This is a genomic window from Buttiauxella sp. AC142, from assembly GCF_979253435.1.
Genome location: NZ_CEEDCH010000001.1, coordinates 1,400,376 through 1,415,949 on the forward strand (window position 1 = coordinate 1,400,376; position 15,574 = coordinate 1,415,949).

The window sequence follows — 15,574 nt, forward strand, 5'->3', positions numbered from 1 at the left end:
TTGTACATTCTTTGAGTGATTTTTGGATGTCCAGACTTCTGTGTGAAAATTATCCAAATGTGCTAAGTCAATTCTCGGAATGAGGATGCAAGCCAAAAGTAGGGTTATTTTGTGTTTGTCTGTTTCGCAGACACAATTGGTAACGGGGAAGTGGCGAAATGGGGTTGAAATTGACGTTTGTTTAACTTTCGTTGAAGAAAAAAGACGAATTTGTTTCAGGTAGAAAAAAGGCCAGCAATGCTGGCCTGAGTAAAAATCAAATCTTAGAAGTTTGCATTACGCGGTGTACGTGGGAACGGAATCACGTCACGAACGTTTTGAACGCCGGTTACATAGGCAATCAGACGCTCAAAACCAAGGCCGAAACCTGAGTGCGGCACGGTGCCGTAACGACGCAGGTCGCGATACCACCAGTAATCTTCTTTATTCAGACCCATCTCGGCCATGCGCGCATCAAGCACATCCAGACGTTCTTCACGCTGAGAACCACCGATGATTTCACCAATGCCTGGCGCTAACACATCCATTGCAGCAACGGTTTTACCGTCTTCGTTAAGGCGCATATAGAAGGCCTTAATGTCTTTCGGATAGTTTTTCACAACAACCGGAGCTTTGAAGTGTTGTTCAGCAAGATAGCGTTCATGCTCGGAAGAAAGGTCAACGCCCCAGTAAACTGGGTTTTCGAATTTCTGACCGCAGTTTTCCAGAATTGTAACTGCATCGGTGTAATCCACCTGCGCAAAGTCAGCTTCGATGAAGCGCTGTAAACGTTCCACTGCATCTTTGTCAACGCGCTCGGCAAAGAACTCCATGTCATCCATGCGCTCATCAAGCACTGCTTTAAAGACATATTTCAGCATCGCTTCAGCCAGACCCGCAACGTCGTCGAGGTTGGCGAAAGCAACTTCCGGTTCCAGCATCCAGAACTCAGCCAGGTGGCGGCTGGTGTTGGAGTTTTCAGCGCGGAAAGTTGGCCCGAAGGTATAAACTTTGGACAGAGCACAGGCGTAAGTTTCGCCATTCAACTGGCCGGATACGGTCAGGAACGCTTCTTTACCGAAGAAGTCTTTATCGAAATCGATTTTGCCAGCTTCAGTACGCGGCAGGTTTTCCATATCCAGCGTAGATACGCGGAACATCTCGCCTGCACCTTCGGTATCAGATGCAGTAATCAGCGGGGTAGACACCCAGAAATAACCCTGCTCATGGAAGAAACGATGCAACGCCTGAGCCAGAGTATGACGAACGCGAGCCACAGCGCCGATCATGTTGGTGCGCGGACGCAGGTGAGCCACTTCACGCAGATATTCAATACTGTGGCGTTTTGCCGCCATCGGGTAAGTATCAGGATCATCAACCCAGCCGGTAACTTCGACTTCGGTCGCCTGGATTTCAAAGCTCTGGCCCTGACCAAGAGATTCAACCACTTTACCGGTGACAACAACGGAGCAACCGGTTGTCAGGCGCAGTACATCTTCATTGTAATTAGGCAGAGAATTATTAATGACGGCCTGTACAGGAGAGAAGCAGGAACCGTCATAGACGGCGAGGAATGAGATACCAGCTTTTGAATCTCTTCGAGTACGCACCCACCCGCGAACGGTGACTTCTTGGTCAACGGCTACACGGCCCTGGAGTACGTCGGCTACAGGCACAACGCTCATAGTTTTCTCTCTATTAAATGGTCAGTGACAAAAAAATAATTACCCACAATTGGGGGTTATCTATGTTACCTGTCGCGAGCTTTCAGACAAGCAGAAAAATCAAAGGAAATGAAGAAATACAATTAAAGAAGAGAACCCATGAACAAGTTGGATATTGTTTATGGGTTTTATCAGGATCAGCTGGCTTTTTTAATCTGCGGTAAATCGAAGGCTTTACGCAGCGCCCGAACGAAGGCTTTATCGTGGCAAATGGTTTTGCCTGGGCTATCAGAAAGTTTAGCGACCGGCTTGCCGTTACACTCCACCAGTTTGATTACAATATTAAGCGGTTTAACCTGTGGAATATCGCAGGTCAGACGCGTACCAATACCAAAACTCAAATTAACGCGGGTGCAGAAATGACGATACAGCTCAATCGCCTTTGGCAAATCGAGGTTGTCTGAGAACACCAATACCTTAGTTTTGGGATCAATACCCAGCTTCTCGTAATGCGCGATAGCTTTCTCACCCCATTCAACCGGATCCCCGGAATCATGACGCAGCCCCTGGTATTGGCTGGCAAACGAGTGATCAAAATCACGTAAGAAAGCATCCATTGTGATGCAGTCGGTCAGCGCAATGCCGAGTTGGTCAGGATACTCGTCAAGCCAGGCCTGAAGTGCTGCGCGTTGGCTGTTTGCCAGAACCGGGCTGATTTGTTGGTGTGCCTGGAACCATTCATGAGCTTGAGTGCCCATTGGAGTTAAATCCAGGCGGCGCGCCAGGTCATAATTGCTGGTGCCGACAAACCACGATTCTTGTTGCAGACGGGTAACGATAGCCTCTTGCACTTCACGCGAGAAGCGGCGGCGGGTGCCGAAATCCATCAGGCGGAATGCGGAGAGATCGACCTGCGCCGTCAGTTCGTTGAACTGAACCAGTTTGCTTTCCAGGCTGTCGAGTGCCATTTGCGGGGTCACGCCCGGCGAACGATGTTGATGCACCACCTCGCTGATAACCGCCAGCAATGGCACTTCCCACATAATCACTTCCAGCCACGAACCGGTCAGACGAATGTCTAAATGACCATTATTATTGCTGATGTGAACTTGCGTGGGGTCGTAGCGGAAAGTACGCAGCCATGCGAGATAATCTGCTTCAAAAAACGGCAGACTTTCAAGGAATGCGAACTCCTCATCGTTGAGCGTGAGGTGGCGCATGAAATCCACCTGTTCACGGATGGCATCGGCATAGACACCCAGCAGGTCGTCACCACGGCAACGGAACTCGGCGGCGACGCTCACGTCGTGATAACGGTGGAATACCGCCTGCTGCATATGAAGCTTATAGGCATCAGTATCCAGAAGCGTTTGCAAAATCGGGGAAGCGTGTCGTGTCATGGCGCGTTGCAGCATCCTCTCACAGGAGCGTTTCCATCAAGGGCTAAGCAGATAAAAGACGCAGGAGTATACCCTGATTATCTGTTTATTAAACCCGGATCACAACACACGGACACTTTCTGGTCGATGGCAATTCGTGCCGCTTGTTATAAAAATGTAGCAATTCGCGTGAGAAGCCCAGAAAAGATGATGATTCTGCGTGGCAACATTAGGGCAACAGGAATAGACTGAACCCCGAAAACTTACGGATGATATATAAGGTTTTTTATGACACAACAGCCACAAGCCAAATATCGCCACGACTACCGTGCGCCGGATTATACGATTACCGATATCGATTTGACCTTTGACCTTGATGCCACAAAAACCCTGGTCACTGCTATTAGTCAGATTAACCGCCAGGGCGCAGCAGGTGCGCCACTTCGTCTTGACGGCGAAGACCTGACGCTGGTTTCAATTGATGTGAATGGTGCCGCCTGGGAAGATTACCGCCAGGAAGAGGGCGCATTGATTATTGAATCACTGCCAGAAGCCTTCACGCTGACCATCGTTAATGAAATCAGCCCGGCGACCAACACCGCGCTGGAAGGGCTTTACCTTTCCGGCGATGCGCTTTGCACCCAGTGTGAAGCAGAAGGTTTCCGCCATATTACCTGGTATCTTGACCGACCGGATGTTCTGGCGCGTTTCACCACCAAAATCATTGCCGACAAATCCAAATATCCTTTCCTGTTATCTAACGGCAACCGCATTGCCGAAGGTGAGTTGGATAACGGCCGTCATTGGGTACAGTGGCAAGACCCGTTCCCGAAACCTTGCTACCTGTTTGCGCTGGTGGCAGGTGATTTCGACGTCCTGCGTGATACTTTCAAAACGCGTTCCGGCCGCGATGTGGCGCTGGAATTGTTCGTTGACCGTGGCAATCTCGACCGCGCAAGCTGGGCGATGACCTCTTTGAAAGCCTCGATGAAATGGGATGAAACCCGTTTCGGTCTCGAATACGACCTCGACATCTACATGATTGTCGCCGTTGATTTCTTCAATATGGGCGCGATGGAGAACAAAGGGCTTAACGTCTTTAACTCCAAATACGTGCTGGCGCGTGCTGAAACGGCGACTGACAAAGATTATCTCGATATTGAACGTGTTATCGGCCACGAATATTTCCATAACTGGACCGGCAACCGCGTGACTTGTCGCGACTGGTTCCAGTTAAGCCTGAAAGAAGGGCTGACCGTGTTCCGCGACCAGGAATTTAGCTCCGACCTCGGTTCACGTGCGGTCAACCGCATTCAGAACGTGCGCACTATGCGTGCCGCACAGTTTGCAGAAGACGCAAGCCCGATGGCGCACCCTATTCGTCCGGATAAAGTTATCGAAATGAACAACTTCTACACGCTGACCGTGTATGAAAAGGGTTCTGAAGTTATTCGTATGCTGCACACCTTGCTGGGTGAAGAGAATTTCCAGAAAGGGATGCAACTTTACTTTGAACGCCATGACGGCAGTGCGGCGACCTGTGATGATTTCGTGCAGGCGATGGAAGATGCGTCAAACGTTGACTTGTCTCACTTCCGCCGTTGGTACAGCCAGGCCGGTACGCCTGTCGTCACCGTGCGTGATGACTACGACCCGGAAACAGAGTTGTACACGCTGACCATCAGCCAGCACACACCGCCTACCGCCGAGCAACAGGAAAAGCATCCGTTACACATCCCGTTCGATATTGAACTGTATGATAACGAAGGCAAAGTGATTCCATTGCAGAAAAACGGCCACCCGATTCACCACGTGCTGAATGTGACGCAGGCAGAGCAGACGTTTGTTTTCGATAACGTTTATTTCCAGCCGGTTCCGTCATTGCTGCGTGAATTCTCAGCGCCGGTGAAACTGGAATATAAATGGAGCGATCAGCAACTGACGTTCCTTATGCGTCATGCGCGTAACGATTTCTCCCGTTGGGATGCGGCGCAAAGCCTGCTGGCAACCTACATCAAGCTGAACGTCAACCGCAGCCAACAGGGCCAACCGTTGTCGCTGCCGCTGCATGTGGCTGATGCGTTCCGCGCGATTCTGCTGGATGAGAAAATCGACCCGGCGCTGGCGGCAGAAATCCTGACGCTGCCTTCGCAGAACGAAATTGCCGAACTTTTCCAGAAAATCGATCCGCAAGCGATCGCCGCCGTGCATGAAGCCTTAACGCGCACGCTGGCAAACGAGCTGGCGGATGAATTCCTGGCAGTTTACAACGCCAACAAACTTGATGCTTATCGTGTTGAGCATGCGGATATCGGCAAACGTGCGCTGCGCAATACTTGCCTGCGTTATCTGGCCTTTGGCGAGAAAAAGCTTGCTGAACAACTGGTGCGTAACCAGTTCGAAAGCGCTGATAACATGACCGATTCTATCGCTGCCCTGGCCTCGTCTGTTGCTGCGCAGTTACCATGTCGCGCAGAACTGCTGGCCGAATTTGACGAGAAATGGCACCAGGATGGACTGGTGATGGACAAGTGGTTTGTGTTGCAAGCCACCAGCCCAGCAGCTGACACCTTGAGCAAAGTGCGTGAGCTACTGAACCATCGTTCATTTAGCATGGGCAATCCGAACCGTGTGCGTTCGCTGATTGGTGCTTTTGCGGCGGGTAATCCGGCGGCGTTCCACGCACTCGACGGCAGCGGTTATCAGTTTATGGTGGAAATGCTCAGTGAGCTAAACCACCGTAACCCGCAGGTGGCTTCACGTCTGATTGAGCCGTTGATTCGACTTAAGCGTTACGATGCGAAACGTCAGGAAATGATGCGTGCGGCGCTGGAACAGCTGAAAGGGCTGGAAAACTTGTCGGGTGATTTGTTCGAGAAGATTTCTAAAGCGTTGGCTTAAAAACCACCCTCACCCTAACCCTCTCCCTGAGGGAGAGGGGATTATTCGGAGTTCTCCCTCTCCCGGGGGAGAGGGCTGGGGTGAGGGCGAACAAACTTAACCGGTGCGCACCACGCGTGCCGGTTCTTCAACAACCTGCCGCTTCATCACACGCTCTAACACCTGCGCTTCCAGTTCAGCCAGCCGGACAGAGCCGAGCTTACGTGGGCGAGGCAAATCCACCGTCAGATCCAAACCGATCTTTCCTTCTTCAATCAGTAACACGCGATCCGCCATTGCAACGGCTTCGCTAACATCGTGTGTCACCAGCAGCACCGTAAAGCCATGTTCCTGCCATAAAGAGACAATCAATTCCTGCATTTCAATGCGCGTCAGGGCATCGAGCGCACCTAATGGTTCATCCAGCAACAGCAGTCGTGGGCGATGAATCAGCGCCCGAGCCAGCGCCACACGTTGTTTCTGGCCACCGGACAGGGCGGCCGGCCATTCATTAGCACGATTGGCAAGCCCAACCGCTTCCAGCGCTTTCATCGCCGATTCTTTCCAGTTCCCTTTCAGCCCCAGGCCGACATTATTAATCACTGACTTCCATGGCAGCAGGCGTGCATCCTGGAACATCAAACGCGTTTCATCCTGACTCTCGCGTAGCGGGGCATTTCCGGCAATTAACGAACCACCGTTAGGGTTTTCCAGCCCTGCCAGCAAACGCAGCAACGTACTTTTACCCCCGCCGCTGCGTCCAACAACCGCAACAAACTGCCCGGCGGGAATATGCAATTCGAGTTCATCAAGAATCGTTTTATCGCCGTAACGTTTAGTCACGCTGTTCAGTAGGAGGGGAGTACCCTGATTTAAACGAGCGGTATTCATGCGTTCTCCTCCTGTAACTGATAAGCCGGGTGCCAGCGCAGCCAGACACGTTCAAGTAATTGCGCGCTGATATCGGCAAGTTTGCCGAGCAGGGCATACAGAATAATGGCGACAACGACGACATCGGTTTGCAAGAATTCGCGGGCGTTCATCGCCAGGTAGCCAATTCCCGAATTGGCCGAAATAGTTTCGGCCACGATTAACGTCAGCCACATCAGACCAAGTGCAAAGCGAATCCCGACCATAATTGAAGGCAGCGCACCGGGGAGAATGACCTGGGCAAACAGGCTAAAACCAGACAGCCCATAGCTGCGTGCCATTTCCAGCAGACCCTGGTCGATATTACGGATACCGTGCCAGGTATTGATGTAAATCGGGAACAACGTGCCAAGTGCGACCAGGAAAATCTTCGCTGACTCATCAATGCCGAACCATAAAATCACCAGCGGGATAAGCGCGAGGTGCGGAACGTTACGTAGCATCTGAATCGAACTGTCCAGCAAACGTTCCCCCCAGCGTGACAGGCCACTTATCAGCCCGAGCACTAACCCAAGAGAGCCACCAATACTGAAACCGATCACCGCACGCCAAGAGCTAATCGCCAGGTGTTGCCACAATTCACCGCTTGCTGAAAGATTCCAGAAAGCGAGAACCACCCCTTCCGGAGAAGGGAGGATGCGCGAGGATAGCCAGCCTGCGCTTGAAGAGAGTTGCCAGATGACGATAACCGCAACGGGCAGCACCCAGGGTGCCAGTCTCAACAACAGTTTGTGCGTTGATGGGGTCATTGGCGGCTCCTTAGCTTTGCGCGACTTTGCGCGGGATGAAGTCATTCGCCACCACTTCACCTTTTTCCTGAATCTGGCGCGGCTGGGGAATTTGTGGGATCGCAACATCAAGATGTGGGAACAGCAGTTCGCCGACCCGATAGGCTTCTTCCAGATGCGGATAACCGGAGAAAATAAAGCTGTCGATACCGAGTGCCGCGTATTCATTAATACGTGCCGCCACCGTCGGGCCATCTCCTACCAGCGCGGTGCCTGCGCCACCACGCACCAGACCAACGCCCGCCCACAAGTTCGGGCTGATTTCCAGATTGTCGCGCTTGCCACCGTGCAACGCCGCCATGCGGTGTTGGCCGACGGAATCCGTGCGTGCAAAAGCAGCCTGCGCTTTGGCGATCGTTTCGTCATCAAGTTGGGAAATCAGGCGATTAGCGGCTTCCCACGCTTCTTCATTTGTTTCACGCACTATCACATGCAGACGAATACCGAAACGAACGGTGCGCCCATGTGCTGCGGCTTTAGCACGAACCTGCTCAATTTTCTCTTTGACTAAATGCGGTGGCTCGCCCCAGGTGAGATAAAGATCAACTTGTTCGGCAGCCAAATCCTGCGCCACATCTGAAGAGCCGCCAAAGTAGAGCGGTGGACGCGGTTGTTGTACCGGCGGGAACAGCAGTTTCGCGCCTTTAACCTGAATGTGTTTGCCTTCGTGATCGACCGTTTCGCCTTCCAGCAAGCGCCGCCAGATTTGGGTAAATTCTGCGGAAGCTTCGTAACGTTCCTGATGATTAAGGAACACGCCGTCTGCCGCTAACTCTTCCGGATCGCTACCCGTGACCAGGTTAAATAAAGCGCGACCGTTGGAAAGCCGATCAAGTGTTGCGGCCTGGCGTGCTGCTACGGTTGGTGAGGTTACGCTTGGGCGCAGTGCCACCAGGAATTTCAAACGCTGCGTCACCGGAATCATGGAGGCGGCAACCAGCCAGGCATCTTCGCAAGAACGCCCTGTTGGGATCAGTACACCAGTAAAGCCGATTCTGTCTGCCGCCTGGGCAATTTGTTGCAGGTAGCCATGGTCAACCGGGCGTGCGGAGTCGTTGCTGCCTAAGTAATGGCCATCGCCATGGGTAGGTAAGAACCAGAACATATTCAGACTCATGATTTATCTCCTTTAGCGGGTTGCCAGATGCGGGTGCGAATATCGACTTTCTTAGGCACTAAGTGGTTGTCGTAAAATAGATCTGCGGTTTGCTGTTGTTTTGCCGCAGTCTCGGCGCTGACAGGTGTAATCACCGTTGGTGGGCGATGATCGAAATAGGTGGCAATCACGTTTTCCGGCAGTCCCATGGTTTTTGCCAGCAGCGCAACGCTTGCGTCACGTTGGGTGCGAGTTAACGCATCGGCATCACTAAAGGTCTTCAGAACGTGTTGCAGGAACGGACCGTTTTGTTCGGCATAAGGGCGTGATGCAAGATAGAAAGAACCCGTCTGATTCAGCTCGCTGCCGTCGGTTAACACGCGTACGCCACCGTTCAATAGTGCTGCGGAGTAATACGGATCCCAAATTGCCCAGGCATCAACGTTGCCTTGTTGGAATGCGGCGCGAGCATCGGCTGGTGTTAAATAAGCAGGCTGGACATCGGTAAATTTCAGCCCGGCTTTTTGTAGCGCTCTCAATACCAGGTTGTGGGAACTGGAGCCTTTCTGGAAAGCGATTTTATGCCCTTTCAGGTCGGCCACGGTTTTAAGCGGGCTGTTCTCTGGCACCAGAATCACTTCAGCTTTTGGTTTTGCCGGTTCAGAACCGACATACACAAGATCTGCGCCTGCCGCCTGGGCGAAAATTGGTGGAATGTCACCGGTGCTGCCCAGATCGATACTGCCAATATTCAACGCTTCCAGCATTTGCGGGCCAGCCGGGAATTCAATCCACTGGAATTTGGTTTGCGGATACTCTTTTTCCAGCAGCTGATGGCTTTTTGCCAGCACCATGCTCACAGAACCTTTTTGATATCCGATGCGTAACTGTTCTGGCCCGGTTTCTGCGGCGTGCAGGGTGGCGCTGAGGCTCAGAGCGCCAGTCAGCATCAGCCAGGGCGCGGTTCGTTTTAGCAGATTAAACATGGGCAACTCCTTGCGCCTTAAAAGGGGAGGTGACGATAAAATCCCGGCGGTGCAGTGCCTGCCAGAACGTTTCCAGCGAGCTATCAAGACGCTGTTGTAAGTTATTGCTGAACACCGGTTTGTGCTGGTAATCCGCAATTTGGCTGTCGTCGGCAAATACGCCATGAAGGATTTCCTGAGCTTTCAGGGCGTTAAGCACAGGCTTTAAGGCGTAATCGACCGCCAACATATGTGCCACGGTGCCGCCCGTTGCCAAAGGCAGAACGACTTTTTTATCCAGCGCACGCTCAGGCAGCAGATCGAGCAAGGTTTTCAGCGCACCGGAAAACGAAGCTTTATAGACAGGAGTTGCGATGATCACCCCATCGGCTTGCTGTAATTGTTCAATTAACGCGAGCAGTGCCGGGCTGTCGAAACGGGCGTACAGCAAATCTTCTGGAGCGAAGTTATGTAGATGCCAGTGACATACCTCGATATCCAAAGCGCTTAATTTTTCGCGGGCATATTCCAGCAGCGCACTGGAACGAGAGGGGAAGCGCGGGCTTCCAGCCAGGGTTATCACACGCATATTGTTTCCTTATAACTAAATGTTTGCTTTTAGGTAACATTGATAACAATTGAGTGTGATATTCGCGCAGAAGTGTTATTCCACTAAATGATTTATCTGGTTTTCATTTGCCAGAAATCGCATAAAGGACAAAGAGAAGAAAACGTTTGCGTTGATTCGGTGTTTTTTGTTGCAGGTCAATTCCATTCAGGGGCGTTATCGTTAATAATACTGCCCCGGTTTGCATACCGGGAATCCAGGAGAGTTCATGTACTACCCCTTCGTTCGTAAAGCCCTATTCAAGCTCGATCCAGAGCGCGCTCATGAAGTGACATTTCAGCAATTGCGTCGTGTAACAGGTACACCTCTCGAATGGCTGGTGCGGCAAAATGTGCCGTCAAAACCTGTGACTTGCATGGGACTGACATTTAAGAACCCATTGGGTCTGGCCGCAGGCCTGGACAAAAACGGTGAGTGCATTGATGCGTTGGGTGCCATGGGCTTTGGCTCCATTGAAATTGGCACTGTCACGCCTCGCCCACAGCCTGGAAATGATAAGCCACGCATTTTTCGTCTGGTTGAAGCTGAAGGTTTAATTAACCGCATGGGGTTCAATAACCTCGGGGTTGATAACCTGGTTGAGAATGTCAAAAAATCTCATTTCGATGGGGTATTGGGCATCAATATCGGCAAGAATAAAGACACTCCAGTTGAGCAAGGCAAAGACGATTATTTGATCTGCATGGATAAAATTTATCCGTATGCGGGTTATATCGCGATCAATATTTCTTCGCCAAATACCCCTGGATTACGTACGCTGCAATACGGCGAAGCCTTAGACGATCTTTTAATTGCGATTAAAAATAAGCAGCAGGAACTTCAGACATTGCACCATAAATATGTGCCGGTCGCCGTGAAGATCGCGCCGGATCTTTCTGAAGAAGAATTGATCCAGGTGGCTGATAGTTTAGTTCGCCATAATATTGATGGGGTAATTGCCACCAATACCACATTGGATCGTAGCCTGGTTCAGGGCATGAAATATTGCGATGAAATGGGTGGATTAAGTGGTCGTCCGGTTCAGTTAAAAAGTACCGAAATTATTCGCCGCCTGTCGCAAGAATTAAATGGTCGCTTGCCGATTATTGGCGTAGGTGGGATTGATTCAGTGATTGCCGCGCGTGAGAAGATGGCGGCTGGCGCTTCACTGGTTCAAATATATTCCGGCTTCATATTTAAAGGCCCGCCGCTGATTAAAGAAATCATTTCAGGTCTGTAATCATTTTACTTTCCAGACAACCGGAGCTTTATTTCCTGCTCCGGTTGTTTTATATTCCATTACTGTTGCTAATTTGAACATATTGGTCTTTTATTAATGTGTTCATTTACGAAGCGGCGATAAGGATATTTTTAATCGCGGGAAGAAGAGAGAAGGTAATAATTATGCGGATTAAACCGGACGATAATTGGCGTTGGTATTATGACGAAGAGCACGATCGTATGATGCTCGATTTAGCCAATGGTATGCTTTTCCGTTCGCGTTTCCCACGTAAAATGCTTACTCCTGATGCCTTTGAAAATACTGGATTTTGTGTCGACGATGCCGCGCTTTTTTTCTCTTTTGAAGAAAAATGTCGCGACCTGGTTTTAAGTAAAGAACAACGCGCGGAACTGGTATTAAATGCGCTGGTGGCGATTCGTTACCTCAAGCCGCAAATGCCAAAAAGCTGGCACTTTATGTCTCACGGTGATTGCTGGCAGCCGATTCCTGGCGACGCCGCTTGTGTATGGTTAAGCGATGATATGCAGCAAGTGAATCTGCTGGTGGTCGAAACGGGTGACAACGCGGCACTCTGCTTACTGGCGCAACCGGGTCTACAACTGGCTGGCCGCACGATGCAGTTGGGTGATGCAATAAAAGTGATGAATGACAGATTAAGGCCGCAACCGTTAAGCAACGACCTTAACCTCGATCAGGCTGTTTAATTTCCCGCTAATTCCACATCGCCCGCCGGTATACAGCTGCAGCACAGAATTGTTCCGTCGTCATTGATAGCGCTTTTCTTCAACGCTTTGACTTCTCCGCTAACCAACTTAATTCGGCAACTTCCACAAATTCCTGCCCGGCAAGAATAGGGCACACGAATGCCTTGTTGTTCTAGCTGTTCGAGCAAAATTTGCTGATTGTTACCGCGAAACTGTTGGCCCTGCCAGTCAATGGCGACCATGCTCTCTTGCTGCTCGAAAGGTTCGAGTGACTCTGCCAGCGCCCCGGCGCCATATATTTTGGCGGGCTTAGTCGCTAACACCTGAAGTTCATCCCCGACACGAATCACGCCGCTGTTACGAGCAATGAGATTCTGGCCAAAATCAACATCGCCATTATCCAGCGCTGTACGGAATTTTTGCAACGTCGCCAGTGGTTCGCTACTCGGATGCTTGCGCCCACGTTCCGGGCTGACGGTTGTCAAAATACAACGGCTGCAAGGCTTGGCGACATCAAACGTCACACCACCCATTCGCACCACTTGCCAGGTGTCTTCTTCCCAGGCTTGCGCACCCGTCACCACAATGTTCGGGCGAAACTGTGTCATTTTGACGCTTGCCGGGCAGCGGTTCTGTAAATCACGCAGTGACGCTTCGTTAGCCAGTAGGAAAGGGTAGCCGTCGGCAAAAGATAACGGGACTTCTTGATGACGTTTTACGCGGCGCGTTAAGGATTCGCCCAACCAGCGTAATTGAACCGGGCGAGAAAAAAAACCGCTCAACCATTGATTGATTTCATCAGGCGCTATTTGCGCGGTGAAGTGATTTCCCCAGACTTCGGTCGGTTCAGCCTGAGGCTGAAAATCCGCAAAACGCACGGTGGCGGAGCTGCCGTCTGGTGCGCTCAGGAACAAACCATCGTGAGTAATTGCCGGAGTAAACAGCACCATTTCCGGTGAAGTACGTGCGGTAATAAAAGTGCCGTCAGGTTCTGTCACCATAAAGATGCGATCAAAGGCCAAACCGCTTGGGGTTACCTGCGCATGAGAGAGGGCAAGACCGCGCATTGATTTCACCGGGTGAATAAAAAGTTGAGACAGGCTAATCATGGCGTCCTCCTTGCCCGTAAAAAAATAATAAGAAGCCAACTTTATGACATGCGTGGCGGATTGGCTATAATGCGCCACAATTTTCTTTTTACACCTGATAAGTGACGATATGAATTCTCTGTTTGCCAGTACGGCGCGTGGGCTTGAAGAGCTATTAAAAACTGAACTGGAGGGCCTTGGTGCGCAAGCATGCCAGGTGGTTCAGGGCGGCGTACATTACCAGGGGGACTCACGTCTGCTCTATCAAAGCCTGATGTGGAGCCGCCTTGCGTCCCGCATTTTGCTGCCTTTAAACGAATGCAGTGTTTATAGCGATCTGGATTTGTACCTCGGCGTACAGACTATCGACTGGCCTGCGCTGTTTGGCCCGGATGCGACCTTTGCGGTGCATTTCAGCGGTCTGAACGACGTTATCCGTAATAGCCAGTACGGTGCGCTAAAAGTGAAAGATGCGATTGTTGACTCCTTCACGCGCAAAAACCTGCCACGTCCAAACGTCGAACGTGAACAGCCAGACCTGCGTATTAACGTCTGGTTGAATAGAGACACCGCCAGCATTGCACTTGATTTAAGTGGCGAAGGCCTGCATCAACGCGGCTACCGCGATAGCACCGGCGCCGCGCCTATTAAAGAAACGCTGGCATCCGCCATTGTGATGCGTTCTGGCTGGCAGCCGGGTACTCCGTTGCTCGATCCGATGTGCGGTTCCGGCACGCTGTTGATTGAAGCGGCAATGATCGCCACCGATCGCGCTCCGGGTCTGCATCGCAAGCACTGGGGTTTCCTGGGCTGGGCGAATCACGATGTCGATTTGTGGAAAGAGATCACCACCGAAGCGCAGGTTCGTGCGCGTAAAGGTCTGGGTGAATACACTTCGCGTTTCTATGGTTCGGATAATGACTCACGTGTTATCGAACGCGCGCGCGCCAATACCCGTCGTGCGGGTCTGGGCGATATCATCAGCTATGAAGTCAAAGACGTGGCTAAATTGACCAACCCGCTGCCAGAAGGTCCGGTTGGTACGGTTGTTAGTAACCCGCCGTACGGTGAGCGTCTGGACAGTGAGCCTGCGCTGATTGCGTTGCACAGTTTGCTTGGCCGCAACATGAAGAACCATTTTGGCGGCTGGAATTTTTCGCTGTTTAGCGCATCCCCAGATTTGCTAAGCTGCCTGCAACTGCGTGCCGAACGTCAGTTTAAAGCGAAGAACGGCCCGCTGGATTGTGTGCAGAAAAACTATCAATTATCGGCTACCAGCACGGGTGCGCAATCAGGCCAGATTGCTGATGATTACGCAAACCGCCTGCGCAAAAATATCAAAAAACTCGACAAATGGGCGCGCCAGGAAGGCATCGAATGCTACCGAATTTATGATGCCGATTTGCCCGATTATAACGTTGCTGTTGACCGCTACGGCGAGTGGGTTGTGGTTCAAGAATATGCGCCGCCGAAAACGGTGGATGCCAACAAAGCGCGCCAGCGTCTGTTTGATGTGATTGCTGCAACAATGTCTGTACTGGAATTGCCATCCAACCGACTGATCCTGAAAACCCGTGAGCGTCAGAAAGGGAAAAGTCAGTATCAGAAAATGGATGAGAAGGGCGACTTCATGGAAGTGAGCGAATATAACGCTCGCTTGTGGGTCAACCTGACGGATTACCTTGATACCGGTTTGTTCCTCGACCACCGTATCGCGCGTCAAATGCTGGGCAAAATGAGCAAAGGGAAAGATTTCCTTAACCTGTTTGCTTATACCGGCAGCGCGACAGTTCACGCAGGGTTAGGTGGTGCTAAAACGACGACCACCGTCGATATGTCTCGTACTTACCTGGAGTGGGCTGAGCGTAACTTGCGTCTTAACGGTTTGAGTGGCCGTGCACACCGCCTGGTTCAGGCTGATTGCCTGGGCTGGTTGCGTGAAACCGATGAACAGTTTGATCTGATTTTTATCGATCCTCCGACGTTCTCAAACTCAAAACGTATGGAAGAATCTTTTGATGTCCAGCGCGACCACATCGTGCTGATGAAAGACCTTAAGCGCCTGTTGCGCCAGGGCGGCACCATTATGTTCTCCAACAACAAACGTGGCTTCAAAATGGACTTTGACGGGTTAGCTAACCTGGGCCTTAGCGCTCAGGAAATCACGCAGAAAACCCTGTCGCAAGACTTTGCCCGTAATCGCCAAATTCATAACTGCTGGCTCGTTACTCACGTAGCCAAGGATTAATTG

Annotated in this window: 12 protein-coding genes; 4 read left to right on the forward strand and 8 right to left on the reverse strand. The window is 51.3% G+C overall.

Going from position 1 to position 15,574, the window contains the following annotated elements; genetic code table 11:
- Positions 1 to 263 precede the first annotated feature (263 nt).
- Together asnS and pncB are read right to left on the reverse strand one after the other, a co-directional pair.
- Positions 264 to 1,664 (reverse strand): asparagine--tRNA ligase, encoded by a 1,401-nt coding sequence (asnS, locus tag AC0IWZ_RS06320; protein WP_034494341.1) that lies wholly within the window; start codon positions 1,662 to 1,664, stop codon positions 264 to 266.
- Positions 1,665 to 1,840: 176 nt separating this feature from the next.
- Positions 1,841 to 3,043, reverse strand: coding sequence for a nicotinate phosphoribosyltransferase (gene pncB / locus AC0IWZ_RS06325; protein WP_034494608.1), 1,203 nt, complete (start codon positions 3,041 to 3,043; stop codon positions 1,841 to 1,843).
- Between the two features lie 267 nt (positions 3,044 to 3,310).
- Here pncB and pepN point away from each other — a divergent pair, with 267 nt between their 5' ends.
- Entirely contained in the window at positions 3,311 to 5,923 is a 2,613-nt protein-coding gene (gene pepN, locus AC0IWZ_RS06330; protein ID WP_471677821.1) for an aminopeptidase N, read from the forward strand.
- 96 nt (positions 5,924 to 6,019) lie between these two features.
- Here the strand turns inward: pepN and ssuB are convergent, their stop codons facing one another.
- From ssuB to ssuE, 5 genes are read right to left on the reverse strand one after another with little or no spacing between them, the layout of a single operon-like run.
- Positions 6,020 to 6,793 carry an aliphatic sulfonates ABC transporter ATP-binding protein gene (gene ssuB / locus AC0IWZ_RS06335; RefSeq protein WP_172894993.1) on the reverse strand — a complete coding sequence of 258 codons (774 nt, stop codon included), beginning with the start codon at positions 6,791 to 6,793 and terminating at the stop codon, positions 6,020 to 6,022.
- Positions 6,790 to 7,581, reverse strand: a complete 792-nt coding sequence (gene ssuC, locus AC0IWZ_RS06340; protein WP_034494344.1) for an aliphatic sulfonate ABC transporter permease SsuC — start codon at positions 7,579 to 7,581, stop codon at positions 6,790 to 6,792. Before ssuC ends, ssuB begins: the two co-directional genes overlap by 4 nt.
- A 10-nt stretch (positions 7,582 to 7,591) precedes the next feature.
- Positions 7,592 to 8,737, reverse strand: a complete 1,146-nt coding sequence (gene ssuD, locus AC0IWZ_RS06345) for an FMNH2-dependent alkanesulfonate monooxygenase (protein ID WP_471677820.1) — start codon at positions 8,735 to 8,737, stop codon at positions 7,592 to 7,594.
- The gene (locus AC0IWZ_RS06350; protein ID WP_172894988.1) at positions 8,734 to 9,702 is read right to left on the reverse strand and encodes a sulfonate ABC transporter substrate-binding protein; all 969 of its coding nucleotides are present in this window, start codon (positions 9,700 to 9,702) and stop codon (positions 8,734 to 8,736) included. Before AC0IWZ_RS06350 ends, ssuD begins: the two co-directional genes overlap by 4 nt.
- Positions 9,695 to 10,270 (reverse strand): NADPH-dependent FMN reductase, encoded by a 576-nt coding sequence (ssuE, locus tag AC0IWZ_RS06355; protein ID WP_034494347.1) that lies wholly within the window; start codon positions 10,268 to 10,270, stop codon positions 9,695 to 9,697. Before ssuE ends, AC0IWZ_RS06350 begins: the two co-directional genes overlap by 8 nt.
- A 247-nt stretch (positions 10,271 to 10,517) precedes the next feature.
- Between ssuE and pyrD the strand changes: the two genes are divergently transcribed.
- Together pyrD and zapC are read left to right on the forward strand one after the other, a co-directional pair.
- The gene (gene pyrD / locus AC0IWZ_RS06360; protein ID WP_259267440.1) at positions 10,518 to 11,528 is read left to right on the forward strand and encodes a quinone-dependent dihydroorotate dehydrogenase; all 1,011 of its coding nucleotides are present in this window, start codon (positions 10,518 to 10,520) and stop codon (positions 11,526 to 11,528) included.
- A 164-nt stretch (positions 11,529 to 11,692) separates the two neighbouring features.
- The gene (gene zapC / locus AC0IWZ_RS06365; protein ID WP_034494349.1) at positions 11,693 to 12,235 is read left to right on the forward strand and encodes a cell division protein ZapC; all 543 of its coding nucleotides are present in this window, start codon (positions 11,693 to 11,695) and stop codon (positions 12,233 to 12,235) included.
- Here the strand turns inward: zapC and AC0IWZ_RS06370 are convergent.
- Entirely contained in the window at positions 12,232 to 13,344 is a 1,113-nt protein-coding gene (locus tag AC0IWZ_RS06370) for a YcbX family protein (protein WP_034494350.1), read from the reverse strand. The two genes, zapC and AC0IWZ_RS06370, sit on opposite strands and share 4 nt — an antisense overlap.
- A 109-nt stretch (positions 13,345 to 13,453) precedes the next feature.
- On the opposite strand from AC0IWZ_RS06370, the gene rlmKL reads away from it, so the two are divergent.
- Entirely contained in the window at positions 13,454 to 15,571 is a 2,118-nt protein-coding gene (rlmKL, locus tag AC0IWZ_RS06375) for a bifunctional 23S rRNA (guanine(2069)-N(7))-methyltransferase RlmK/23S rRNA (guanine(2445)-N(2))-methyltransferase RlmL (RefSeq protein ID WP_471677818.1), read from the forward strand.
- Positions 15,572 to 15,574 lie beyond the last annotated feature (3 nt).